This is a genomic window from Cedecea davisae DSM 4568 (genome assembly GCF_000412335.2).
Lineage (GTDB): Bacteria > Pseudomonadota > Gammaproteobacteria > Enterobacterales > Enterobacteriaceae > Cedecea > Cedecea davisae.
Genome location: NZ_KE161030.1, coordinates 1495961 through 1520600, shown reverse-complemented (window position 1 = coordinate 1520600; position 24640 = coordinate 1495961). Strand labels below are relative to the sequence as shown.

Annotated in this window: 27 protein-coding genes; 9 read left to right on the top strand and 18 right to left on the bottom strand. The window is 56.0% G+C overall.

Annotation, left to right across the window (positions count from 1 at the left end; all coding sequences use genetic code 11):
- Positions 1 to 2: 2 nt before the first annotated feature.
- On the bottom strand, positions 3 to 524 hold the full coding sequence (gene yceD / locus HMPREF0201_RS07105; protein ID WP_016535855.1) for a 23S rRNA accumulation protein YceD: 522 nt from the start codon (positions 522 to 524) through the stop codon (positions 3 to 5).
- Between the two features lie 142 nt (positions 525 to 666).
- Here yceD and HMPREF0201_RS07100 point away from each other — a divergent pair, with 142 nt between their 5' ends.
- On the top strand, positions 667 to 1251 hold the full coding sequence (locus HMPREF0201_RS07100) for a Maf family protein (protein ID WP_016535854.1): 585 nt from the start codon (positions 667 to 669) through the stop codon (positions 1249 to 1251).
- Between the two features lie 34 nt (positions 1252 to 1285).
- On the opposite strand, the gene rluC is transcribed toward HMPREF0201_RS07100, so the two are convergent.
- A complete protein-coding gene (gene rluC / locus HMPREF0201_RS07095; protein WP_167344794.1) occupies positions 1286 to 2239 on the bottom strand; it encodes a 23S rRNA pseudouridine(955/2504/2580) synthase RluC in 954 nt (317 codons plus the stop codon).
- Positions 2240 to 2810: 571 nt separating this feature from the next.
- Here rluC and rne point away from each other — a divergent pair.
- The 4 genes from rne (at position 2811) to HMPREF0201_RS07075 (ending at position 7085) form a co-directional block, all read left to right on the top strand.
- A complete protein-coding gene (rne, locus tag HMPREF0201_RS07090; protein WP_016535851.1) occupies positions 2811 to 6026 on the top strand; it encodes a ribonuclease E in 3216 nt (1071 codons plus the stop codon).
- A gap of 179 nt (positions 6027 to 6205) precedes the next feature.
- Positions 6206 to 6532, top strand: coding sequence for a TehB family protein (locus tag HMPREF0201_RS07085; protein WP_016535850.1), 327 nt, complete (start codon positions 6206 to 6208; stop codon positions 6530 to 6532).
- 14 nt (positions 6533 to 6546) lie between these two features.
- Entirely contained in the window at positions 6547 to 6900 is a 354-nt protein-coding gene (locus tag HMPREF0201_RS07080; RefSeq protein WP_039898085.1) for a TehB family protein, read from the top strand.
- Positions 6901 to 6902: 2 nt separating this feature from the next.
- Positions 6903 to 7085: a DUF1869 domain-containing protein gene (locus HMPREF0201_RS07075; protein WP_016535848.1), complete on the top strand. Its 183-nt coding sequence runs from the start codon at positions 6903 to 6905 to the stop codon at positions 7083 to 7085.
- Between the two features lie 91 nt (positions 7086 to 7176).
- Here HMPREF0201_RS07075 and flgL read toward each other — a convergent pair whose 3' ends face one another.
- From flgL to flgB, 11 genes are all read right to left on the bottom strand, one after another.
- Positions 7177 to 8145, bottom strand: coding sequence for a flagellar hook-associated protein FlgL (gene flgL / locus HMPREF0201_RS07070; RefSeq protein WP_016535847.1), 969 nt, complete (start codon positions 8143 to 8145; stop codon positions 7177 to 7179).
- A 14-nt stretch (positions 8146 to 8159) separates the two neighbouring features.
- The gene (flgK, locus tag HMPREF0201_RS07065; RefSeq protein WP_016535846.1) at positions 8160 to 9818 is read right to left on the bottom strand and encodes a flagellar hook-associated protein FlgK; all 1659 of its coding nucleotides are present in this window, start codon (positions 9816 to 9818) and stop codon (positions 8160 to 8162) included.
- 75 nt (positions 9819 to 9893) lie between these two features.
- Positions 9894 to 10838 carry a flagellar assembly peptidoglycan hydrolase FlgJ gene (gene flgJ, locus HMPREF0201_RS07060; RefSeq protein WP_016535845.1) on the bottom strand — a complete coding sequence of 315 codons (945 nt, stop codon included), beginning with the start codon at positions 10836 to 10838 and terminating at the stop codon, positions 9894 to 9896.
- Positions 10838 to 11935, bottom strand: coding sequence for a flagellar basal body P-ring protein FlgI (locus HMPREF0201_RS07055; RefSeq protein WP_016535844.1), 1098 nt, complete (start codon positions 11933 to 11935; stop codon positions 10838 to 10840). Before HMPREF0201_RS07055 ends, flgJ begins: the two co-directional genes overlap by 1 nt.
- Before the next feature lie 12 nt (positions 11936 to 11947).
- Positions 11948 to 12643, bottom strand: a complete 696-nt coding sequence (locus tag HMPREF0201_RS07050) for a flagellar basal body L-ring protein FlgH (protein ID WP_115586290.1) — start codon at positions 12641 to 12643, stop codon at positions 11948 to 11950.
- 55 nt (positions 12644 to 12698) lie between these two features.
- A complete protein-coding gene (gene flgG / locus HMPREF0201_RS07045) occupies positions 12699 to 13481 on the bottom strand; it encodes a flagellar basal-body rod protein FlgG (RefSeq protein WP_016535842.1) in 783 nt (260 codons plus the stop codon).
- A 29-nt stretch (positions 13482 to 13510) separates the two neighbouring features.
- Positions 13511 to 14266 (bottom strand): flagellar basal body rod protein FlgF, encoded by a 756-nt coding sequence (locus tag HMPREF0201_RS07040; RefSeq protein ID WP_016535841.1) that lies wholly within the window; start codon positions 14264 to 14266, stop codon positions 13511 to 13513.
- A 20-nt stretch (positions 14267 to 14286) separates the two neighbouring features.
- Entirely contained in the window at positions 14287 to 15507 is a 1221-nt protein-coding gene (gene flgE / locus HMPREF0201_RS07035) for a flagellar hook protein FlgE (protein WP_016535840.1), read from the bottom strand.
- A 26-nt stretch (positions 15508 to 15533) separates the two neighbouring features.
- Positions 15534 to 16232: a flagellar hook assembly protein FlgD gene (gene flgD, locus HMPREF0201_RS07030; protein WP_016535839.1), complete on the bottom strand. Its 699-nt coding sequence runs from the start codon at positions 16230 to 16232 to the stop codon at positions 15534 to 15536.
- An 11-nt stretch (positions 16233 to 16243) separates the two neighbouring features.
- Positions 16244 to 16648, bottom strand: coding sequence for a flagellar basal body rod protein FlgC (gene flgC, locus HMPREF0201_RS07025; protein ID WP_016535838.1), 405 nt, complete (start codon positions 16646 to 16648; stop codon positions 16244 to 16246).
- Positions 16649 to 16651: 3 nt separating this feature from the next.
- Complete coding sequence (flgB, locus tag HMPREF0201_RS07020) at positions 16652 to 17062, bottom strand: flagellar basal body rod protein FlgB (RefSeq protein ID WP_039898084.1); 411 nt, start codon at positions 17060 to 17062, stop codon at positions 16652 to 16654.
- A 159-nt stretch (positions 17063 to 17221) separates the two neighbouring features.
- Here flgB and flgA point away from each other — a divergent pair, with 159 nt between their 5' ends.
- The 3 genes from flgA to flgN all read left to right on the top strand — a co-directional run bounded on the left by flgA (position 17222) and on the right by flgN (position 18698).
- Positions 17222 to 17881, top strand: coding sequence for a flagellar basal body P-ring formation chaperone FlgA (gene flgA / locus HMPREF0201_RS07015; protein WP_016535836.1), 660 nt, complete (start codon positions 17222 to 17224; stop codon positions 17879 to 17881).
- Positions 17882 to 17976: 95 nt separating this feature from the next.
- A complete protein-coding gene (gene flgM, locus HMPREF0201_RS07010) occupies positions 17977 to 18270 on the top strand; it encodes a flagellar biosynthesis anti-sigma factor FlgM (protein WP_016535835.1) in 294 nt (97 codons plus the stop codon).
- Positions 18271 to 18272: 2 nt separating this feature from the next.
- Positions 18273 to 18698 (top strand): flagella biosynthesis chaperone FlgN, encoded by a 426-nt coding sequence (gene flgN, locus HMPREF0201_RS07005; RefSeq protein WP_039898083.1) that lies wholly within the window; start codon positions 18273 to 18275, stop codon positions 18696 to 18698.
- Positions 18699 to 18756: 58 nt separating this feature from the next.
- Here flgN and HMPREF0201_RS07000 read toward each other — a convergent pair whose 3' ends face one another.
- From HMPREF0201_RS07000 to rimJ, 5 genes are all read right to left on the bottom strand, one after another.
- Positions 18757 to 19236 (bottom strand): cold-shock protein, encoded by a 480-nt coding sequence (locus HMPREF0201_RS07000; RefSeq protein WP_016535833.1) that lies wholly within the window; start codon positions 19234 to 19236, stop codon positions 18757 to 18759.
- A 78-nt stretch (positions 19237 to 19314) separates the two neighbouring features.
- A complete protein-coding gene (gene murJ, locus HMPREF0201_RS06995) occupies positions 19315 to 20850 on the bottom strand; it encodes a murein biosynthesis integral membrane protein MurJ (protein ID WP_039898082.1) in 1536 nt (511 codons plus the stop codon).
- A 113-nt stretch (positions 20851 to 20963) separates the two neighbouring features.
- Complete coding sequence (locus HMPREF0201_RS06990; protein ID WP_016535831.1) at positions 20964 to 21887, bottom strand: Gfo/Idh/MocA family protein; 924 nt, start codon at positions 21885 to 21887, stop codon at positions 20964 to 20966.
- Positions 21888 to 21889: 2 nt separating this feature from the next.
- Positions 21890 to 22537 carry a YceH family protein gene (locus tag HMPREF0201_RS06985; RefSeq protein ID WP_016535830.1) on the bottom strand — a complete coding sequence of 216 codons (648 nt, stop codon included), beginning with the start codon at positions 22535 to 22537 and terminating at the stop codon, positions 21890 to 21892.
- A 2-nt stretch (positions 22538 to 22539) separates the two neighbouring features.
- On the bottom strand, positions 22540 to 23130 hold the full coding sequence (gene rimJ / locus HMPREF0201_RS06980; protein WP_039899225.1) for a ribosomal protein S5-alanine N-acetyltransferase: 591 nt from the start codon (positions 23128 to 23130) through the stop codon (positions 22540 to 22542).
- A gap of 229 nt (positions 23131 to 23359) precedes the next feature.
- Between rimJ and mdtH the strand changes: the two genes are divergently transcribed.
- Positions 23360 to 24574, top strand: coding sequence for a multidrug efflux MFS transporter MdtH (gene mdtH, locus HMPREF0201_RS06975; protein WP_016535828.1), 1215 nt, complete (start codon positions 23360 to 23362; stop codon positions 24572 to 24574).
- Positions 24575 to 24640: the final 66 nt, after the last annotated feature.

The following is a 24640-nucleotide window of genomic DNA, read 5'->3' as shown; positions in this document are numbered from 1 at the left end:
AATTACTTACGCTTTAAACTGGCTAATACGGCAAATGGGTTTGGTTTCTCCGCCTCTTCAGGCAGTTTGCCAAAGACCATGTCCGCCTCGGACACTTCACAGTGTTCAGAATCATGCACCGGAACTACAGGCAAGGAGAGGATAACTTCATCTTCTACCAGCGCCCGCAGATCGATTTCACCGAATTCGTTAACCTCAATCGGCTCATACGCTTCCGGGAGTGCCTCAGCCTGTTCGTCGGAGCGAACCGGACTGAAACAATATGTTGTGTGAACATGACGCACAAACGGTTTCCCGCAACGCTGGCATTCGAGCGTTACCGTCACCTTTGCATCACCGGTTATTACCGCGAGGCGCTGGTTATCGATAGCGAATCTCATGGAGCATTCTACATCACTGTCCACACTGACTACAGATGCGGCAATACGCTCAACCTGATCGGAAGCATACACTCCCTCATAATCAAGGCGTTTTTGAGCCGTACGAACCGGATCAAGAGTCAGGGGTAATTTTACCTTTTGCATAGGGCGCGCATATTAACTTTGTAACGTCATAGAGTCAAAGAAAAAGGCCTGGGAACAGCGCCTTTTGCCATTTATTCGCACACATTGCGGCGACACAGTTTAAAATGCCTTTATCCAATTCGCTATCTTTAATGATAAAAATATGAAACCGATTGTTCTCGCATCCACTTCCCCGTTCCGCCGCAGCCTGCTGGAGAAACTGGGCCTGCCTTTTATTGCCGCCGCTCCGCAGGTCGATGAAACGCCACGCCCGGGCGAAGATGCACGGCAGTTGGTCACACGCCTGGCTCAGGCCAAAGCCCAGGCATTAAAAGAACATTATCCTGAGCATCTTATTATCGGCTCCGATCAGGTTTGTGTACTGAATAATCAAATTGCCGGAAAACCGCACACCGAAGAGAATGCCGTTCAGCAATTATTGCAGGCGCGCGGCACTATTGTGACCTTTTATACCGGGCTGGCGCTTTATAATTCGCAGAACGGTCAGTTGCAAACTCTGTGCGAACCCTTCGACGTCCATTTTCGCCATCTGAGCGAAGAAGAAATTCACCGCTACGTGCAAAAAGAGCAGCCGCTGCAGTGCGCCGGGAGCTTTAAGAGCGAAGGGCTGGGTATTACGCTGTTTAACCGGCTTGAGGGAAAAGATCCGAATACTTTAATTGGCCTGCCGCTGATTAGCCTGTGCGAAATGCTGCGCAACGAAGGCTGTAACCCTCTGCTGGCTTAAACAAAAACGCTCCGCCGGGGCGGAGCGTTAAACTTTACTTAGCGTTGCGTAATACCGTGAGGCAGCGCTTAAGCTGGTCGTCCAGCGGCGCCTCAATACGAATCACCTCGCCGGTATTCGGATGGGTAAACTTCAGCGCGGCGGCGTGCAGGAACAGACGGTTAAGGCCGGTTCCCGCCAGCTGTTTATCAAACTCACGGTCGCCGTAGCGATCGTCAAAGGCAATAGGATGCCCGGCGTGCAGCGTGTGGACGCGGATCTGGTGGGTACGGCCGGTAATCGGGCTACAGCGCATCAGGGTCGCGAACTCATAGCGCTCTTCTACTTTAAAGCGCGTTTCTGAAGGTTTCCCCTCGCTGTTCACCCGCACAATGCGCTCCCCGCTTTGCAGAATATTTTTCAGCAGCGGAGCCTGCACGGCTTTAACGTGGGACTGCCACTGCCCGCGAACCAGCGCCAGATAGTCTTTCTGCATCCCCTTCTCACGCAATTGCTCATGCAAAGAACGCAGCGCAGAGCGTTTTTTGGCGACCAGCAGAACGCCGGATGTATCGCGGTCAAGGCGGTGCACCAGCTCGAGGAAGCGGGCTTCCGGGCGCAGGGCGCGCAGCCCTTCAATAACGCCAAAGCTCAGGCCGCTGCCGCCGTGTACTGCGGTGCCGGACGGTTTGTTGAGCACCAGAATATGGTCATCTTCATAAAGGATGGCATCGGTCAGCGCCGCCACTTTTTGCAGATGCGGGGAAACGGCCTCTTCTTCACGCTCGGCCACGCGCACCGGCGGGATACGCACTTCGTCACCGGCTTCAAGTTTGTACTCGGGCTTGATGCGTTTTTTGTTTACCCGCACCTCACCTTTACGCACGATGCGATAAATCATACTTTTTGGCACGCCTTTCAGGCGGGCGAGCAAAAAGTTATCGATACGTTGCCCGGCCTCATCGGCGGAAATAGCAACGATTTTTACTGAAGGAGTCTCTGTTTTCATGGTCGGCGATTCTAAATAGCCCACGCGCGTAGCGCCACTCATTTTTATGTGCTTAACTGACAATCTGTCCTGTTTTAAACCGTTTGCGCCAGCGTTTGCCTCGTTAGCCGTACCAGAGTCAAAACGTGGGTTAAAAAACTGTAAGAAACAGGGCACTAATAGCAAAAGTCATCTTGCTATAACAAGCGTAGCAGTGGAATAATGTTGCCGTTTTCCGTGTTGAAACTTGTTAGAACAAGAAAATTTGCGGAAAGACCAATTTTGCCTGAACGTTCATCCACGCAGCAATGGCGTAAGACGTATTGTACTTTCAGGCAGTTAGCGGGCTGCGGGTTGCAGCCTGACCGGTAAAATGGAATCAACTTTTAAGAAATATTCTGAGGTTATTCCCACGATAATTGCGCTGTATTCCCGTATGAAATACAGGCAACCGACACTTTGCGCCTCTCAGCCAGCGACAACCGTGAGGTTGGCGACTACGCGTTTAGTCACGAGGCCATCGGTTCACTCCCGGTTAGCGTTACCATGTCCGCAGCTCTGTCGCCAATGTAAGAATAATGAGTAAGTTACGATGAAAAGAATGCTAATCAACGCAACTCAGCAAGAAGAGTTGCGTGTCGCCCTTGTAGATGGGCAGCGCCTGTACGATCTGGATATCGAAAGCCCTGGACACGAACAGAAAAAAGCGAACATCTATAAAGGCAAAATCACCCGTATTGAACCAAGTCTGGAAGCGGCGTTTGTTGATTACGGCGCAGAAAGACACGGTTTCCTTCCTCTGAAAGAAATCGCTCGCGAATACTTCCCGTCCAACTATTCCTCTCATGGCCGTCCGAATATTAAAGACGTGCTGCGTGAAGGCCAGGAAGTTATTGTTCAGATTGATAAAGAAGAGCGCGGCAATAAAGGCGCGGCATTAACCACCTTTATCAGCCTCGCGGGTAGCTACCTGGTTCTGATGCCAAACAACCCTCGCGCCGGCGGTATTTCACGGCGTATCGAAGGTGACGACCGTACCGAATTAAAAGAAGCCCTCTCCTCGCTGGAGCTGCCGGACGGCATGGGTCTTATCGTGCGTACCGCCGGCGTGGGTAAATCCGCCGAGGCGCTGCAGTGGGACCTGAGCTTCCGCCTGAAGCACTGGGAAGCTATCCAGAAAGCGGCAGAAAACCGCCCTGCTCCGTTCCTGATCCACCAGGAAAGCAACGTTATTGTTCGTGCCTTCCGCGACTATCTGCGCCAGGACATCGGCGAAATCCTGATCGATAACCCGAAAGTCCTCGAACTGGCTCGCCAGCACATCGCCGCGCTGGGTCGTCCGGATTTCAGCAGCAAAATTAAGCTCTACACCGGTGAAATCCCGCTGTTCAGCCACTATCAGATTGAGTCGCAGATTGAGTCCGCCTTCCAGCGTGAAGTCCGTCTGCCGTCCGGCGGGTCGATTGTTATCGACTCTACCGAAGCGCTGACCGCCATCGACATCAACTCCGCGCGAGCAACCCGCGGCGGCGATATCGAAGAAACTGCGTTCAATACCAACCTTGAAGCAGCCGATGAAATTGCTCGCCAGCTGCGCCTGCGCGACCTCGGTGGCCTGATCGTTATCGACTTCATCGACATGACGCCGGTTCGCCACCAGCGTGCGGTTGAAAACCGTCTGCGCGAAGCCGTTCGCCAGGACAGAGCGCGTATCCAGATAAGCCATATCTCTCGTTTTGGCCTGCTGGAAATGTCGCGTCAGCGCCTTAGCCCGTCGCTGGGCGAGTCCAGCCACCACGTCTGCCCGCGCTGTAGCGGTACCGGCACCGTTCGCGATAACGAATCTCTGTCGCTCTCCATCCTGCGTCTGATTGAAGAAGAAGCGCTGAAGGAGAACACCAAAGAAGTTCACGCCATCGTGCCCGTGCCGATTGCCTCTTACTTGCTGAACGAAAAACGTGATGCGGTAAGCGCGATTGAAAAACGCCAGGGCGGCGTGAAAGCCATCATCGTGCCAAACGACCAGATGGAAACCCCGCACTATTCCGTACTGCGCGTGCGCAAAGGCGAAGAGACTCATACCCTCAGCTACATGCTGCCTAAGCTGCATGAAGAAGAGATGGCGATGCCGTCCGAAGAAGAGTTCGCCGAGCGTAAACGCCCTGAACAGCCTGCTCTGGCAACCTTCGTGATGCCAGAAGTTCCGCCGGTGCCGGAAGAATCCGCTGCGGCTAAACCAGCCGCTGCCGTGAAGGCCGCACCAGCCGCTCAGCCGAAAGCCAATGCTGAAGCTCAGCCAGGCCTGGTTAGCCGCTTCTTCTCCGCGCTGAAAAAACTGTTTGCCGGTGATGAAACCGCAGCCCCGGTAAAAGAAGTTAAAGAAGAAGAGAAAACCGCAGCGACCGATGCCCAGCGTCAGGATCGCCGCAACAACCGTCGCCAGAACAACAACCGCCGTGACCGCGGCGAGCGTAATGAGCGTGGCGACCGTAACAACCGCGATCGCGATAACCGTGAAGGCCGTGATAACCGCAACAGCGAAGGGCGTGAAGCTCGCGAGCCGCGTGAAGGCCGTGATGATAACCGCCGTAACCGCCGTAACGGACAGCAGCAGAATGCGGAAACCCGTGAAGTTCGCCAGAACGTAAGCGCGGTTGAAGAAACCGAGAAGCAGCCGAAGTCCCGTGACGAACAGCAGCCACGCCGCGAACGCAACCGCCGCCGTTCTGACGATAAACGTCAGGCGCAGCAGGAAGTGAAAGAGTTGCAGCGCGACGTTGCCGTCGAGCCTGAAGCCGAGCAGGAAGAACGTACCCAGGTGATGCAGCGTCGCAAACCGCGCCAGCTGACCCAGAAAGTACGCTTTGAATCCGAAGTCGCTCCGGCAGCGGAAGAAGCTAAGGTTCAAGAGGCGAGCACCGAACTGGCAACTATCCCGCTTCCGGCCGTGGTTGACGCTCCGGTTTCTGCCGAACAGCAGGATGACGGCGCGGATAACCGTGAAACTGCCGGCATGCCGCGCCGTTCACGCCGTTCCCCTCGCCACCTGCGCGTGAGCGGCCAGCGCCGTCGCCGCTACCGAGACGAGCGCTACCCGGCAGTGTCTCCAATGCCGCTGGCAAGCGCCTGTGCCTCTCCTGAGCTGGCTTCCGGCAAAGTGTTTATCACTTATCCGATTGCCCGCCCGCAGGACCAGGTCGCTCAGGATGAAGTCTTCCAGGCTCATGAAGACGCTCCGTACACTCCGGTAGCCGAAGCGGCAGCTCCGGTGGCTGAAGTTCAGGTTGTAGAACCTGTTAAAGCTGAAGAAGTCGTGGTTGAAAGCGCGCCGGTTGAAACCTCTCACCCGGAAGTGATTGAAGCCCCGGTTAGCGAACAGCCACAGCTGATTGCTGCCGAAGACGAAACCGTAGCCGAAGAGATTGCTGAGCAAGCTGAACCCGTACAGGAAGAAGCTGAGCCTGTAGTCTCTCAGGCGGCGGAAGTTGCTGAACCAGCCCCGGCGGCCGTTCAGGAAGCCGTAGTTGAGCCCGTTGTTGAAGCTCCGGCCGCGGTAGTTGAAGAAGCCAAACCGACTGTAGAAGCTGCACCGGCTAAGCCAGTCGTGAAGGCTGAACCTGCTGTTGCCGCTGTCGTGGCGTCTTCTCCGATGACCCGCGCGCCGGCTCCGGATTATACGCCTGAAGCGCCACGCCAGAGCGACTGGGTTCGCCCTGACTTCGAGTTCAGCGGTAAAGGTTCTGCCGGCGGCCACAGCGCCAGCCACCAGGCAACCGCCCCGGCTACTCGCCCGCAAAGCGCCGAGTAACCCTCAAGCGTAATGCCAAAAGCCGGTCAAATGACCGGCTTTTTTATTGCCTGCAGTGGGCTAATTAAAAGGGAGTAATCTTCTACCCATTAAAGATGCATTTAAAATGCACTTTATGTCAAACCCGCTTTCCACCCGCGTGATTTAATACCTGCAGCACAAGATGAGGAGAAAATCTCATGCTGCGAATTCCACCAAACTGCATCCATACCCGCTCCTCCCCCTTCTGGGACAAAGACACCGCGCCCGCCGGACTGTTTCAGCGCCATCTCGATAAAGGCACCCGCCAGGGCGTCTACCCTCGCCTCAGCGTGATGCGCGGGCAAGTTCGCTACCTGGGCTTCGCCGATGAACACGCTCCCGAGCCGGAAACGGAACTGATTATTAACGCCGGGCATTTCGGCGTGTTTCCACCGGAAAAGTGGCATCACATCGAGCTGATGACCGACGATGCGTTGTTTAACATCGATTTCTTCGTGTCCCCGGATGTACTCCGGTCTATGTAGTCAGAGGAATGAATATGAACATTATCCCGCAAAGCTATCTTCACACCCGCTCCACGCCGTTCTGGACTAAAGATACTGCCCCTCAGGCGCTGTTCACCCACCACAACACAAAAGCTGGCGTCTATGGCAGGCTCTCGGTGATGAAAGGCGCGGTGAAATATTTCGGTTTCCCGGACGCAGAAGCTACGCAGCCGGATATGGAAATCGTCATTGAGGCAGGAACCTTCGGCATTTCCCCGCCGCAGAAATGGCATCGCATTGAACTGTTAACCGAAGACACTTATTTCAATATCGACTTTTTCGCCGCGCCGGATGCGGCCCTGGAAGGCGCAGGCCTGGGTAAAGTCGTCAATACTCATAAGGGCTAATCATGGGCAAGGCAACTTATACCGTCACCGTGACCAACAACAGCAACGGCGTTTCCGTAGATTACGAGACAGAAGCGCCGATGACGCTGCTGATACCGGACGTTGCCGCCGAGGTCGTAAAGGATCTGGTGAATACCGTACGCGCCTACGATACGGAAAATGAGCACGACGTCTGCGGCTGGTAACCGGCCTTCAAGATAAAAAAAGCCCGCTCCGGGGTGCGGAAGCGGGCAGAGAAGGCGCACCCAGTTTCATGGCGCGCCCAAATCGTAAAACTTATCGGCTATTTAGCTGGAACAGAGACATGCCCTGCATATCGCTAAAGGTTTTATAAGCTGCCTGTAAGGCGGCCTGCTGCTGAACATAGTTAGAAACGGTGGAAGTCCAGTCCGCCCCTACCAGCTGGCTCATCTGGTCAGTCTGCCCCAGCGCACGTTCATTGCCTAAATCGTCAAGCTTGCTTAACTCGTTAAGCTGAGTACCCAGCTCCGCACGCACGGTAGAGACGTTGCTTAGTGCGTTACCCAGGCCACGGTTGGTTTTGGCTACCACATCATCAAGCGCTTTTTTCCCTGCTGCATCCAGCCCTGCCGCAGGCGTTTTCAATGCCTTAATAGCGGAGTCCAGCATATTAAACAGGTTGGTTTCACTCGGTGACCCGTCCGGCTCAGGAGTGGCGTTGCTGGAAATACGGTTAAAGACTTCATCACCGGTATGCCCAATAGTCATATTACGTGCGCTATCAACCTGCTGAGTAATCGGGGTCGTTCCGCCTTTATAGGTCACGCTTCCGGCGGCTCCGGTGAAAGGCTCCGCTTCGGTTTTATAACCGGCGAAAATAAAGCGACCGTTGCCGTCGGTACTGTTGGCAAGGTTCATCAGCTGATTACGAATACCTTCAAGGTCGGTCGCCAGAGACGCACGGTCGTCATCGCTTAACGTGCCGCTGTTACCGGCATTAACGATCCTTTCCTGGGCGCTCACAATTGAAGTCGTCGCCTGTTGCAGCACGCTCTCTTCAAGAGACACTTTCTGGTTGGCGAAAGTCCGCGCCAGCTTGAACTGATCGTTCTGCGCCTGAGCCTGGGAGAGCACTACCGCCTGAGAGGCGGCAATCGGGTCGTCAGACGGCTTGTTGACGCGTAGCCCGCTGCTCATCTGTTCGCCGTAACCTAACCATAAACTCTGCGCGTCGCTGACGCCGCGCATGTTCTGGTCATACATCATTTGGGTACTGATACGCATTGCTTTAGCCCCCGTTAGCGAATATTAAGCAGCGCATCGAACAGCGATGACGCAGTCTGTAAAACCTGAGCATTAGCCAGGTAATATTGCTGATAACGCTGCAGGTTGCCGTACTCTTCGTCGAGGTTAACCCCGGAGATAGACTGCTGCTGCTTGGTCAGCTGCGTAACCACGTTATTCTGGGTGGTGCTGGTCACCTTCAGGCTGGCGGTTTTGTTACCCACGTCGCTCACCAGAGTAGCGTAAGCATCGTTAAAGGTTTTATTGCCATCTATCTGCTTCTTGTTTTGCAGATCGAGCATCGCCTGCGCATTGCGGTTGTCGCTCTTACCGGAAGTCGGGTCGCTTGCCAGCGCCAGTTTCGCTTCGTCTTTAATCGCCAGCGTCATGCCGCCGACCACATTAGCTACGGGCTTCACGATAAAGCTATCGTTGGCGGCAGGCGTGCCGGAAACGCCCACTTTCAGGCCATCAAAGTTCAGGCTAACGCTGCCGTCTGGTGCGGTAGCTGAACCCGGGTTAATCGTTGCGTTATCGGACAGGCGGGTAACCTGCCACGCGTTATTCACGAACTCAATTTTGTAATCGCTGGCCTGCACTTTGGTGCTGTCGGCAAACGTTGGGGTCAGCTGGGCGGAACCGGTATTCTTGCTGTTGCTCAGTACGGCAGGTCCGCCGATGGTGAACAGGTCGGTGCCTTTGTCGCCGTTGGCATCATAGCCCTGAGTGTGCTGAGCGTTGAACGCGCTGGCAAAAGCCTGAGCCATCTGTCCGAGACGGTTACGTGCACTGTCCAGGTCCTGGCTACGGAAGGCGATAACTCCGCCCAGAGAGCCGGACGTGATCCGTGCTTCCGGAATTTCCATATTGCCTGCAACCGGGTCAACAAAAGCAACCGTGGTGCGGGAAGGATCGGCGCTGGAATTTACCGCTGCAAGCTGATTCGCCGTAGTCCCCTGAACAATGCTCAGGCCGTTGGCGATAGTAATATTGTAGGTGCCGCTGTCCTGGACGCTGACTTCCACGCCAACAACCTGGTTGAGCTGGCTCACCAGTTGATCGCGCTGATCCAGCAGGTCGTTTGGTGCCGTACCGCCGCCAACGCCTTTAAGACGAGAGATCTGGTCGTTAAGGTTAGCAATCTGTTTAGCGTAGGTGTTTATCTGGTCTACGCTGCTGCTGATGGCGAGGTTAACCTGTTTGTCCTGATCGCGCAGGTACTGGTCGGTAACTTTGAACTGGTTTACCAGGCCATCTGCTTTGCCCAAAACCGCCTGACGAGCCGCAGGATCCTGGGCGTTACTGGTCAGCGTTTGCAGGCTGGAGAAGAAGTCCTGCATGGTTTTAGACAGTGAGTTGGTGGTGCCGGACAGAATATTGTCAATTTTAGACATCTGCTGGTACTGGGTTGCCAGACCGCTATTCTGCGTTTGCGCCGCGCGCAGCTGGTTGGTGATGAACGAATCATATTCGCGCTGCACGCCGCTGACATACACGCCATTACCTACATAGGTATTATTGTTAACCAGGGTGCTGCTGCTTTGCCCGAGGATGGTGGTCTGACGGGTATAGCCGTTAACATTATAGTTAGAAATGTTGTTACTCACGGTGCTTAACGCCGCCTGGGCAGCATTCAGGCCACTCATGGCGCTGTTAATCAGGCTACTGGACATGAAGGTTCCTTAATAGCGTGTGGTCAAAGGTTCTGCTGATGATTATCGGCAGCAGGCGGCCAGACTTGAGTCTAATCAGAACAAATTTGACAAATCAGTGTTGTAGGCTTTTGAAACTTTGTCGCTCATGGATTTCAGCTGCTGGATCATTCCGGTCAGCTTGCGTGCATAGTTCGGGTCTGTGGCATAACCGGCGTTTTGCAGCGCCTGTGCGCCCTGCTCTGCCGATACCGCATTCGCAACTGCGGCATAGCGTGGGTTCTTACTCAGCAGGCCAACATAGTCCGAAAGTGCTTCAAGGTAAGAGCTGTAAACGCGGAATTTGGCTTTCACCTTTTTCGCCTCGCCGTTTTCAAACTCGGTCGTGGTAATTTCGGTGGTCGGCCCTTTCCAGCCCGATGTTGCTTTAACCCCAAACAGGTTAAAGCTCGGCTCGCCTTTTTCGGTGCGGATCTGGCGCTGGCCCCAGCCGGACTCCAGCGCGGCCTGCGCCAGAATCAGGTGATGCGGAATGCCGCTCGCCTCACTTGCCAGGCGCGCCGGAAGCGAGAGCTGGGCGAGGAAGTCTTTGCTGTCGCCGCTCATCGGCTCTTCATTAGACGGCGCACGCGGCACCGCCTGACGAACAAGCTGCGTCAGGGTCTGATTTTGATAGCTGGTTATCGTCTGCGGGTCGAGCTTTAACGGCACCTGTCCGGCCATTTCCGAAGGTTCCGCCTGCTCACCGGCCATCTGCTTAACCATTGCATCGGCCAGCCCCAGCCCTTTAGCGCTGAGCTGCTGGGCTATTTGCTGGTCGTACATGCTGGTATACATGCGCGTGGACTCGCTGCTGAAAATACCGTCTTTCGGCAGCGCCTCGCGCATGCTTTTCAACATCATCTGAACAAACATCCCCTCCACCTGGTGGGCAACTTCTTTCAGGTTGCCGCTCGGATCTTTCCCGGCCTTCGCTTTTAAATCGTTAAGCGAGTTGGCGTCAAAAGCCGCATTAGCAAGTGAACGGGTATCGTTAAGCATCAGATGATTTCCAGTTTCGCACGCAGGCAGCCCGCGCTTTGCATGGATTGCAGAATCGACATCAGATCGATTGGCGTTGCGCCCAGCGCGTTCAGCGCTCGCACTACGTTGTTCAGATTTGCGCTGGAATTCACGCGCTGTACCGCCCCGCCGCTCTGGCGCAGATCGATTTGCGTTTGCGGCGTCACCACGGTCTGGCCGCCGCCAAACGGCGTATTCGGCTGGCTGACCTGGTTCTGGCGATTAACCGTTACCGACAGGTTGCCCTGAGCCACGGCGCAGTTGTCCAGCGTCACTTCGCGGTTCATCACCACCGACCCGGTACGGGAGTTAATCACCACGCGAGCATCCTGAACCGGCATATTCACTTCCAGATTCTGGATATCCGCCAGGAGGCGCACCTGCGAGCTGCCGCCGCTTGGCACGCGGATCTGAATGGTGCGTCCGTCCAGCGCGGTTGCGCTGCCGAAGCCGCGGGAACGGTTAATGGTGTCGGTAATTTGCTGAGCCAGGCTGAAGTCATCGTCATTGAGCTGCAGGTTCAGGGTATTGCCGTTACCGAAGGTTCCGGCCAGCTCGCGCTCAACAACCGCCCCACCGGTAATACGTCCGCCGTTAAGCTGGTTGACCTGCACGCTGCTGCCGCCCGCGGCCGCGCCTGCCCCGCCCACCAGCACGTTGCCCTGTGCCAGGGCATAAACCTGGTTATCCACCCCTTTAAGCGGGGTCATCAGCAGCGTACCGCCGCGCAGGCTTTTGGCGTTACCCATAGAGGAAACGACAACATCAATATTTTGCCCCGCGCGCGCAAATGCCGGGTATTTAGCGGTAACCATTACCGCCGCTACGTTCTTCAGCTGCATGTTGGTGCCGGTTGGCACGGTAATGCCCAGTTGAGAGAGCATGTTGTTAAGGCTCTGGGTGGTAAACGGCGTCTGCGTTGTCTGGTCGCCCGTGCCGTCAAGTCCCACCACCAGGCCGTAGCCAATCAGGGAGTTTTCACGTACGCCCTGAACGGTAGTCAGGTCGCGGATGCGGTCTGCCGAGGCGTATGTTGCCGCCAGCAGGACGACCATTCCGAGTAAATATTTAATCATGCTACCCCTCGCTTACATCGGCGATACGTTAAGGAAGAAGCGCTGCAGCCAGCCCATATTCTGCGCTTCATTAATATAGCCGTTACCGACATACTCAATTCGGGCATCCGCCACCTGGGTGGAGGCAACCGTGTTGCTGCCGCTGATGGTGCGCGGGTTCACTACGCCTGAGAAGCGTATAAATTCTGTTCCCTGATTGATGGCTATTTGTTTCTCGCCCACCACATGCAGGTTGCCGTTGGTCAGCACCTGGTCGACGGTTACCGTCAGGGTGCCGCTAAAGGTGTTGCTGGCGTTGGCGCCGCCTTTACCGTTAAAGCCGTTGCTGCCGGAGGCATTCAGATCGGCTTTTCCATTGCCCAACAGCCCGGCGGCGAAGGTCGGCACGGTATCAAAGCCAAGCGCCGATTTACCGTCGCGGCTGGCATTCGCAGAGGAACTTTTACTGGCGCTAACGTTTTCCTGAAGCTGGATGGTCAGGGTGTCGCCGATATTACGCGGGCGGCGGTCTTCAAACAGCGGCTGATAACCGTAGTTCATCGGCTGTGCTGTCTGGAAAATGGACCCATTGATCGCAGGAGCAGGACCGGGCACCGGCTGGGCGGTGGTAGCACCTTCAACCAGCGGCTTACTTGGTACAAGGGCGCAGCCGCTTACGGCAAGCACCAGACTCAGAACAACAGGACGGAGCACCATTGGGTTTTGCATTGCTTTCATCTTCAGGTCACGGCAGCCGACGCGCGTATGCGCGCCGGCAAACGCCTTACATTTGCGTCAGTTTTTGCAGCATCTGGTCGGTCGTGGAGACCGCCTTGCTGTTAATTTCGTAAGCGCGCTGAACCTGGATCATATTCACCAGTTCTTCAGCAACGTTCACGTTTGAGGTCTCAACGTAGCCCTGATACAGCAGGCCGGCACCGTTCAACCCCGGAGTGGTGTCGTTTGGCGCGCCGGATGCCTGGGTTTCGGTGTAGAGGTTTTCACCAATACTTTCCAGACCGGTATCGTTCATAAAGGTGGTCAAGTTCAGCTGGCCAACCTGTACCGGGGCAGTTTGCCCCTGCAGGGTTGCGCTCACCACGCCGTCGCGCCCGATGGTAATGCTAAGGGCGTTGGCCGGAACGGTTATCGCAGGCTGAACCTGGAAACCGCCCGCCGTCACCAGCTGGCCGTTCTGGTCAGTCTGGAAGGAGCCGTCGCGGGTGTAGGCCGACGTACCGTCCGGCAGCAGCACCTGGAAGAAACCTTCGCCTTTAATTGCCACGTCTTTGCTGTTGTCGGTCTTGGACAGGTTGCCCTGGCTGTGCAGACGTTCAGTCGCGACCGGGCGAACGCCGGTACCAATCTGCAGGCCCGACGGCAGCGTAGTCTGTTCAGAAGACTGCGCGCCAGGCTGGCGGATGGTTTGATAAAGCAAATCTTCAAACACGGCGCGTTGACGCTTGAAACCGTTAGTGGAGACGTTTGCCAGGTTGTTGGCAATCACATCCATATTGGTTTGCTGTGCATCAAGACCCGTTTTGGCGATCCATAAAGAACTGATCATGTTTGAATCCTGTTGTTAGTAAGCGGCCGTCAGGACATTTGCAGCAGCGTGTTGGCGCGCTGTTCGTTTTCGTCAACGCCGGCAATCACTTTCATCTGCATTTCAAAGCGGCGGGCGTTGGCAATCATATCCGCCATCGCTTCCGCCGGTTTAACGTTACTGCCTTCGAGCACGCCGGACATCACCTTGATGGTTGGGTCAGCCTGTAATACCGCGCCGCGAGTGGCCTGCGCGGCTGGGTTAAGGCGGAACAAACCGTCATCGCCGCGCACCACTTCCCGCTGCGTCGCTTTCACCAGCTTAAGCTGGCCAATCGGCGCAATAGTATTTGGCGCGTCGCCCGGGTTCAGCGCGGAGATGGTGCCGTCCGCGGCGATAGTCACCTGAGCACCTTCCGGCACGGCAATCGGGCCGCCGTCGCCAATAACCGGACGGCCACCGATGGTCAACTGACCGGCGGGGCTGACCTGGATATTACCGTTGCGGGTATAAGCTTCTGTGCCATCCTGAGTCTGCACCGCCAGCCAGCCATCCTGCTGTAAAGCAACGTCCGTAGGGCGCGAGGTGTAATCCATTTGACCCGGCGTCATATCCGCCCCAGGCGTAGAGGCGATGACGAGGGTACGGGTTGGCAGAGAAAGCCCTTCAACCGGCACCGCACGCAGGGCATTAAGCTGCGCCCGGAAGCCGGGAGTAGAAGCGTTCGCCAGGTTGCTTGCCGTCACGGCCTGTTGGTTCAGGGTTTGACTGGCCGCGCCCATGGCGGTGTAGATTGCGTGATCCATTAAACCGTCCCGTCAGGCGCTTAGCGCAGGTTAACCAGGGTGTTGAGGATCTGATCCTGGGTTTTGATAGTCTGCGCATTCGACTGATAGTTACGCTGCGCGACGATCATGTTCACCAGTTCTTTACTCAGATCGACGTTTGAAGACTCCAGCGCACCGCTGGTCAGGGTGCCGAAGTTACCGGTGCCCGCGGTGCCCAGCAGCGCCACGCCGGAAGAGTTAGTTGCCGCCCAGACGTTATCGCCCTGCGGCGTCAGGCCTTCCGGGTTAGCGAAGTTTGCCAGCGCGATTTGCCCTAACAGCTGGTTCTGCTCGTTAGAGTAGTTACCCACGATGGTGCCATCGTTGTTGATGCTGTAAGAGATAAGCTCGCCAGGTTTATAACCGTTCTGGGTAGTGCCAACGATAGTGGTCGCGCCGGTGTTCTGCTGCATCGAGTTTTTGAAGTCGATGCTGAAGTTTGCCTGCGTAGCACCATTGGTTGCTCCCGATTGAACATTGTTTACTACCGAGGCTGACGTCATATTGCCGTTGCTATCAAAGGTGATATTAGGCAGCGTCTGGAAAGTTGGCGGCGTAGTCGCTGGCATGCTGCTGTCCTGAGCATAAACATGCCAGGTATTCGCCGTGGTAGCATCTTTGACAAAGTAAACGTTCATGTTGTGAGCGTTACCCTGGCTGTCATACACTGTCAGCGGGCCGCTTTTGTTAAAGCTGTCCTGGTTAGCCGGGTTAAATGCTACGGTTGGCGCTTTGTCGGTAGAGTTCAGGTTAACCTGCATGGTGGCCGTGGTGGTGATTTTGGCCGGCATCAGGGTATTAGGAACGGACAAAGCAACCGGGCTCGCACCCTGCTGAATAGTCGGCGGGCTGCCTACTGCCGGGTAGCCGGTCAGGCTCAGGCCCTGCATGTTTACCAGGTTACGGCTTGGGTCGAGCGTGAACTGACCGTTACGGCTGTACAGCACGGAGCCTGCGCTATCGACCATGCGGAAGAAGCCGTTCTGGTTGATAGCAACGTCCAGGCCGCGGCCGGTGTTGGTTGGCGTGCCGCTGTTAAAGTTCTGAGTCACACCCACAACTTTAACGCCCAGCCCCACTTTGGAACCTGCAAACATATCGGCAAATGAAGCGGTGCCGGATTTAAAACCGTAGGTGGCGGAGTTGGCAATGTTGTTACCAATCACATCCAGGTTGGTGGCCGCAGCATTCAGGCCGCTGACCGCTTGAGAAAACGCCATGTCTTACTCCTGCTAAGGTTGTAGGCTTAGATAATCTGCCTGATTGCATCGAGGGTCGTGGAACCGTAGGTTCCGAGATCCAGCTTGAGGCCATCTTTGTTATTGATGACGCCGTTCACCATGGCGAAGTTCAGCGGTTGAGCCACCAGCTGAGTCCCGCCGTTAGTTGCGCTGATACTTACGTTGTATGAACCATCCGCCACCGCGGTGCCGTCGCTTGCCGTGCCGTCCCAGGTGAAGGTATGCACACCTGCGCTAAGCCCGCCAATTTCGATAGTGCGCACCACTTTGCCGTCTTTGTCGGTAACCGTGGCGGTGACTTTATCCGCAGCCTGCTGGAGCTCAACGCCAAACGGCGTGGTGCTGATGGTCTTGGTGGTCGCGTCGGTACCCGCCAGAATCTTGTTACCCGGGATCATCACGCCGTGGCCAATCAGGGCGCTGGCCTGCAGCGACTGGTTCTGATTAAGCTGGCCGGAAACCGAGCCAAGGGTGGTGTTCAGCTTTTCGATGCCGCTAACGGTACTGATCTGCGCAAGCTGCGTGGTCAGTTCGTTGTTCTGCATCGGGTTGGTTGGGTCCTGGTTTTTGAGCTGTGCCACCAGCAGGGTCAGAAAACTGCCCTGCAGGTCGGAGGCGCTGTTGCCCGTCAGGCTGTTTTTTGATGCCCCTGCCGTAGGGTCAACATTATCAGCCGGGTTGTTCATTTTGACTGCAATGGACATATAGGCTCCTGTTACTGACCGAGGGTGAGCGTTTTCATCATCATGCCCTTCACGGTATTGAGCACTTCGACGTTGGCCTGGTAGCTGCGGGAGGCGGACATGCTGTTAACCATTTCCCCCACCACGTCCACGTTAGGCATGCGCACGTAGCCACGCGCGTCGGCAAGCGGGTTTCCAGGCTGGAACACCATTTTGTCCGGCGCGTCGCTCTCTATCACTTTGGTCACTTTTACGCCGCCGGTGGCAGCGCCTGGCGCGGCATCGAGCTGGAAAACGACCTGTTTTGCGCGGTAAGGCTGTCCGTCCGGCCCGGTTACGCTGTCGGCGTTGGCGAGGTTACTCGCCGCCACGTTCATGCGCTGGGACTGGGCGGCCATTGCCGAACCCGAGATATCAAAAATATTGAGTAAAGCCATCAATTACCCCTGAAGCACAGACATCATGCTTTTGATTTGCCCACCAAGAACCGTAAGGTTGGTCTGGTAGTTCAGGCTGTTATCAGCAAACTGCGTACGCTCGCGGTCCATATCGACGGTGTTGCCGTCCATTGCTGGCTGGTCAGGTACGCGGTAGAGGAGATTGAGCGACGGAGTGGAGTGGGTTTGTGCCGGGATATGGCGTGAAGAAGTCAGCGCAAGGGACATCCCGCCGCCTTCAACGCGTCCGCGCTCCATCACTTTTTTCATTTCACTGGCAAAGTCGATATCGCGCGCCTGAAAGCCCGGCGTGTCGGCATTGGCGATATTCGCGGCCAGGATCTCTTGACGCTGAGCACGCAAATTAAGCGCTTCTTGCTGAAATCGCAGTGCGGCGTCCAGTTTATCGAGCATGCTTCCTCCATGGTCCATAGAATTAGGAATCGTCCGAAAGCTTAAAGCCCCTTACGCGTACGTGATGGGTGGAATAAGCACAAAATACGTCGCTATTTATCGCCTTGATCAAATCGGCTCGCGGTTAAAATCACCGCAACCTGAAAACGGAGAAGCGCGATGAGAAGCCTGAAAATCTGGAGTGGCGTGGCAACCATGCTGGTAAGCCAGCTGGCCCTGGCGGGTACGCTGGACCAGCCGCTGACCCAGTATTTCCAGCAGCGTCTGGCGGGGATTAGCGACGACGTCAGCGTCAACGTGAGAACCGCAGATGCGCAGCTTCCCGCCTGCCCGTATCCGGAGTTTTCAACCCCGGGCAACGCTAAGCTTTGGGGCAACGTCAGCGTGATGGCGCGCTGCGGGAGCGACAAACGGTTTATTCAGGTTCAGGTTATTGCGACCGGAAATTATGTGGCAGCGGCGCGGGCTATTAGCCGTGGCTCAAGGCTCGACGAGAGCAGCGTTGAACTAAAAAAGGGCCGTCTTGACCAGTTGCCGCCGAGAACGATGATGAATCTCAGCCAGGCAACTGACGCGGTTTCACTGCGGGATATCGCCCCCGGCCAGCCCGTTATTCAGTCGATGGTTCGCCAGGCATGGCGCGTAAAAGCCGGGCAGCAGGTGCAGGTTATTGCCTCCGGAGACGGCTTTAGCGTCAACGGTGAAGGCAAGGCATTAAACAACGCGGCGGTGGCGCAAAATGCCCGCGTCAGAATGTCTTCAGGACAGGTGGTAAGCGGGACGGTAGACTCTGATGGGAATATTCTGATTAATCTATAATCTTTTTAAAGATTCCGCGGCGACTGCCGATAGTAATATCAACTAATGATACTGACTGGCTCTTACGCCGCGAGCCCCTCGATGAGGAGAGAATAATGAGCATTGATCGCACGTCGCCATTGAAACCGGTAAGCACCGTACAACCTCGTGAAACCAGCGAGCCGCAGACGCTGAAAGGCCGTCTGGAAAAGTCTGCCACGGCTAACAGCACCAGCGTGAAGTTAAGCGATGCGCAGGCCAAATTGATGCAGCCAGGCAGCAGCGATATCAACATGGAACGTGTTGAAGCGCTGAAGACGGCAATTCGTAACGGCGACCTGAAGATGGATACCGGCAAAATCGCCGATGCGCTTATCCAGGAAGCCCAAAGCTATTTATCGAGTAAATAACGGTGAGTCGTCTGTTAGAAGTGCTGGACCAAATGACCGCGGTGCTGAATTCACTGAAAGAGGTGATGGACGCCGAACAGCTGCAGCTTTCCGCAGGCCTGATAAACGGCAACGCGCTGCAACGTATAACTGAAGATAAAAGTTCGCTGCTGGCTACGCTGGACTACCTGGAGCAGCAGCGCCGCGCTGAGCAAAATGCCGGAGCGGTTATCAATATTGATATCAACCAGCGCTGGCAGACGATTACGCAAAAAACCCAGCATTTGAGGGATATCAACCAGCATAACGGCTGGTTACTGGAAGACCAGCTGGCCCGTAACGAACAGGCGCTGGCGGTACTGAAGCCGCATCAGGCTCCTGACTTTTACGGTGCGGATGGGCAGGCTACGTCCGGAAACAATCGCGGCGGCAAAAAAATCAGTATCTGATTTTTAAATAATTTTGATAACTGCTGGCAGCCTGACTCAGGCGCCAGCAGTTTTGCTATTACAGGGCGTTCAGAATTTTTGCGGTAGCGTCCACATCAATCTCATCTTCCGAGAAGATATGCGTGGTGTTCTGGAAGGTAGTAATCGCCAGCATCTTCACGCTACGCATCTCCCCTTCTTTCTTCTCTGTCTTCGGGCGAATGCTGTTCATCAGCAGGCCAACGGACAATACCGCATTTTCTTTATCGATTTTCGCCTCTACCGGCTTCTCTTCGCTGTAGACCAGGAAGGATTTAATCGCGGTAATTTTGAAACGCTCACCGGCAATAAAGATATGCTTGCTCTCCGGCTCGACCTTCACGGCAAATGCGGACAGCCCTTTATTGTTAGTCCCCGGCTCGAAGGTCACCGCGGCGTCTTTCTTAATCAGCTCCGGGTTGGCGACTTTAATCACATGGAAGTAACGGTTATCGCCGTTTTCATCTTTGATAAATCCGAAGCCTTTATCTTCGAACCAGGTTGTGATTATTCCGTTCATCGCTCTATCACCTAATTAAACATTCAACATATAAAGAATAGGGTGGAGCGCGCAAAGCGCCATCCACCTCAGGAAAAGTTATATCGTGCGCCGGGCAAAATCTTTCAACCTGAAGCCCAGCAAAAGCAGCGTCGCAAAGTAGGCAGCAATACCGGCCAGCACCACCGCCATCAGCCGCACCAGGCGATACGGCATCGCGCCTAAGTCCCAGGCCGGCATCAGGTGCATCAGGCCAATCAGCACCGCGGACATCACAATGACCGCCGCCACCAGGCGCAGCAGAAACGCGCTCCAGCCAGGCTGCGGCTGGAAGATATCCTGCTTGCGCAGCTGCCAGTAGAGCAGCGAGGCGTTAATACAGGCTCCCAGACCAATGGACAGCGAAAGTCCCGCATGCTTCAGCGGCCCGATAAATACCAGGTTCATCAACTGGGTCAGGATCAGCGTCACGATGGCAATCTTGACCGGGGTTTTAATGTCCTGGCGCGAGTAAAAGCCCGGCGCTAACACTTTAACCACGATAAGCCCCATCAGGCCGACGGAGTAAGCCACCAGCGCGCGCTGGGTCATCAGCGCATCGAAGGCGGTGAATTTACCATACTGGAACAGCGAAACGGTAAGCGGTTTTGCCAGGATACCCAGCGCAACCGCACTCGGCAGCGCCAGCAGGAAGCAAAGGCGCAGCCCCCAGTCCATCAGGCGCGAATATTCGTCATGGTTGCCGGTGGCGAAACTTTTCGCCAGCGACGGCAGCAAAATAGTGCCCAATGCCACGCCCAGCACCCCGGAAGGGAACTCCATAAGGCGGTCGGCGTAATACATCCAGGAGACCGAGCCGGAAACCAGGAAGGAGGCGAAAATGGTGTTAATGATAAGCGAGATCTGGCTGACCGAAACCCCAAGAATAGCCGGGCCCATCTGCTTGATGACCCGCATCGCCCCCGCGTCTTTAAAGCTGATACGCGGCAGCACCAGCATGCCGATTTTCTTGAGATGAGGAAGCTGGTAGGCGAGCTGTAATACCCCGCCCACGGTCACCGCCCAGGCGAGCGCCAGGATCGGCGGGTTAAAATGCGGCGCGGCAAACAGCGCAAAGCCTATCATGCTGAGGTTAAGGAAGGTCGGGGCAAACGCCGGTACCGAGAAACGGTTCCAGGTATTCAGGATGGCCCCCACCAGCGACGCCAGCGAGATAAGCAAAATATAAGGGAAAGTAATACGCAGCAGGCTTGAGGTCAGCGCAAACTTGTCTGCGGTATCCGCGAAGCCCGGCGCGGTCACCAGAATCACCCACGGCGCGGCCAGCATGCCGAGCACGGTAACCAGCGCCAGCGCCAGCGTCAGAAGCCCGGAAACATAGGAAACAAAGACGCGGGTGGCATCTTCGCCCTGCTTGCTTTTGTATTCGGCCAGAATCGGCACAAACGCCTGGGAGAACGCGCCCTCGGCGAAAATACGCCGCAGCAGATTCGGCAATTTAAAAGCAACGAAAAAGGCATCCGTCGCCATCCCTGCCCCAAATACCCTCGCCACAATGGCGTCGCGCGCAAAGCCAAGCACGCGGGAAAACATGGTCATCGAGCTGACTGCCGCCAGCGATTTTAATAGGTTCATTTATTTTGTTATTCCACAAACATCAACGCCTGCGGCGCAGGCGTTGATGGATGATGACAAGTCGGCATAGTCTACCGATACAGCGACGAAATACTACCGCGATGTGTTACAGACTATTCGCTAATGGCCTCGCGCCACAGCTTCTCCACCACGCGCTGCGCGAGTAGCGCCTGTTCGCCGGAGGTTTCCGGAACCGTCTGATTTGCCACGCAGTCAATAAAGTGGCGTGCACAGCCCGCAAAACCGCGCTGTTCAAGCGTAGTTTGCCAGCCCGGGATCGGCTGCTCTACCAAGCCTGAGCCGCATTCTTCGCGCCACTGACGCATATCGGTCACCTCAAACAATCCGCCGTCGGTAACCGCCTGAACCCATTCACGCTGGCTTCCGGCGCGGCGATGCATACTGGTGGTTATCGCCAGATTACCCTGGCTGAAGTGGTGCTCAGCATAAAGCATTTGCCCCTGCTCGTTGGTTTGCAGGGTGCCGCTTTGTAACTGCCCCGCACCGCCGCCCAGCCACAACGCGGTATCAACAACGTGCAGATAATCATCGAGCAGCGTAAAGCGCAGGTCATGAGGACCGACGCTGTCGGTGCGGTGCTTATCCATGCGCAACGAAGCCCCGCCGGACAGCTTCTCTTTTAGCTGCTGGTAACGAGGCGCAAAACGGCGGTTAAACCCGACCATCAGCGTGCGCTTCGAGCGCTCGGCCAGCTCAACCAGCCTCTCGGCATCCGCCAGATTTTCGGCCAGCGGCTTGTCGACACAAACGCTCACGCCCGCCTTCAGCAGCTCGCTGACTACCGCATAATGCGAGCTGGTGGCGCTGTGGACGAACACCGCGTCGCACTGCGCGGCCAGGTCGTTCAAAGAGCCGATGTAGGGAATACGCCAGGTTTCGCACACCGGCAACGCTTTCGCTCTGGTGGGTGAAAATGCGCCCACCAGCGCCCAGTCGTTGGATGCCCCAAGCACCGGCAGCCAGGCTTTCTGCGCGATGCCGCCCAGCCCCACTACGCCAATTCGCAGCTTAGTCATGATTAATCTCCCAGGTGAGCGAGCAGCGAGTCCAGACGTTGCTTCAGGTCGGCGACTTCATTTTCCAGCGCCTCAACTCTGGCGGTGAGATCTTCAGAAGCCGGGCTGCTGCCCTGTTCCACCTGCGCTGAAACGTCTACCTCGCCGCTGAACAGGTGCATATAGCGACTTTCGCGTTTGCCGGGCTCACGGGCCAGGCGTACCACAAACGGCCCGTCCTCGCGGTTTGCCAGCCCTTCCAGCGTGGCTTCGACCTGCGCCATATCGCTGAACTCAAACATTCGTGCGGCACGGCTGCGCAGTTCACCCGGAGTCTGTGCTCCACGCAGCAGCAAAGTGGTGATGACCGCAACTTCCGCTGGCGTCAGTTTTAAATTGCCAAACTCGGAGTTACAGAAGCGCTGCTCATATTTCGTCACGCGGTTGCCAAAACCGCTGACGGTGCGCAGATAGTGGCTTTTCACCAGCGCGTCCAGCGTGTCCTGGACTTCATGCTCTTTCAGCTCCATTACCGGCTCGCGGTTGGTCTTTTGGTTGCTTGCGGTAAGCACGCCGTTGACCGACATCGGGTATTGCTCAGGCGTCGTTATCTGCTTTTCCAGCAGGCTGCCAATCACGCGGGCTTCTACCGCAGTTAACTGATATTTCATTTTTACGCTCCACGCCCTGGGGTCCAGTCTTTAGCGGTCAGCGCGGTCAGGACGTGGTCCCGCCATGCGCCATCAATCAGCAAATAATCCTTTGCGTAGCCTTCTTTCTCAAAACCCAGCCGCGCCAGCAGGTCGCCGCTGCGCTGATTATGCGGCATATAGTTTGCCATAATGCGGTGGATATTCTGGCTGCGCTGTATATAGCGAATCGCGCTGGTCAGCGCCTCATACATTAGCCCCTGCCCCTGCCACTTCTCGCCGATGGAATAACCGAGATAGCAGGCGTGAAAAGAGCCGCGAACCACGTTGGAAAAATTTGCCACACCCATGACTTCTTTCTCTTCCGGGTCGAGCAAGGCAAAGTAGTAAGCGCTGCCCTGCTTATGCATTTCATTAATCATGCCGAGCCTTGCCTGCCACCCGGAAGGGTAACAGTGGCTTTCATCGCGAATGGGTTCCCAGGGTTTTAAAAACTGACGGTTCTCGGTGTAATAATCCGCCAGACGCCAGGCGTCACGCTCATAAACCAGACGTACCACTAATCGGTCCGTGGTCAGACGGACTTTCGGCACGTTACTGCGGTAGCCAAACATGTTCATCCCACTCCTTCATCCCAGTTAACGGGGCTATTCCCGTTACTATACCTGCGGCTGCCCGCCGTGTGAAAACAACAACATGAAGCAACATCACTTTTTTCGATTAAAGAGTTGAATCAAACTCACTGAACGATAAAAAAATATTGTCCTGCGCCGGGTGTCAAAAGCCAGGGCGACGGGCGAGAATAAGTTACTGTGTTGTTTAATTAAGTTCCCTGGAGGGGAGATGTCGCGGGTGGCGCAGGCAAGGAGCCTGGGTAAATATTTCCTGCTGCTTGATAACATGTTGGTGGTATTAGGCTTTTTCGTCGTCTTCCCTTTAATTTCCATTCGCTTCGTTGATCAGCTCGGCTGGGCCGCGTTGATGGTGGGTATTGCCCTCGGCCTGCGTCAGTTTATTCAGCAGGGGCTGGGCGTGTTTGGCGGAGCTATCGCCGACCGTCTGGGCGCCAAGCCGATGATTGTCACCGGAATGCTGCTGCGAGCCGCCGGGTTTGCCACCATGGGCATCGCCACTGAACCCTGGATGCTGTGGCTTTCCTGCCTGCTTTCCGCCATCGGCGGTACGCTGTTTGATCCGCCGCGCTCTGCGCTTGTCGTCAAACTGGTTCGTCCTCAGCACCGCGGGCGCTTCTTCTCTCTGTTGATGATGCAGGACAGCGCCGGGGCGGTTATTGGCGCCCTGCTCGGCAGTTGGCTCCTGCAATACGACTTCCGCCTGGTTTGCACCGCAGGAGCGGTAATGTTTGTGCTCTGCGCCGCGCTGAACGCCTGGCTGCTTCCGGCCTATAAGCTTTCAACCATCCGCACGCCAATGCGCGAAGGGATGAGCCGCGTGTTCCGGGATAAGCGATTCGTTACTTATGTGCTAACGCTGACCGGCTATTACATGCTGGCCGTACAGGTGATGCTGATGCTGCCGCTGATGGTTAACGACATCGCCGGTACGCCATCGGCGGTGAAGTGGATGTATGCCATCGAAGCCGCACTCTCCCTGACGCTGCTCTATCCTATTGCCCGCTGGAGCGAAAAACGCTTCCGCCTTGAGCAGCGTTTAATGGCGGGCCTGGTGCTGATGACCCTCAGCCTGATGCCCATCGCCCTCGCCTCAAGCCTGCAACAGCTCTTTGCCCTGATCTGCACGTTCTATATCGGCTCAATTATTGCCGAACCGGCGCGTGAAACCCTGAGCGCCTCGCTTGCCGACGCCCGCGCACGCGGCAGCTATATGGGGTTCAGCCGCTTAGGCTTATCGCTGGGTGGAGCGCTCGGCTATACGGGCGGCGGCTGGTTATTTGACGTCGGTAAAACCCTCGGGCAGCCGGAACTGCCGTGGGCAATGCTCGGCATAATCGGCTGCATTACGCTTGCCGCGCTGTGGTGGCAGTTTAGCCTTAAGCGGGTAGAGCCGACGATGCTGGAGCCGGGCGGCCAGAGGTAAGCATCCCGCTTTCATACTTTTCCGGTAGCAGCGCCTGCCGTGTCGGATTATGCTGATTAACGCAAG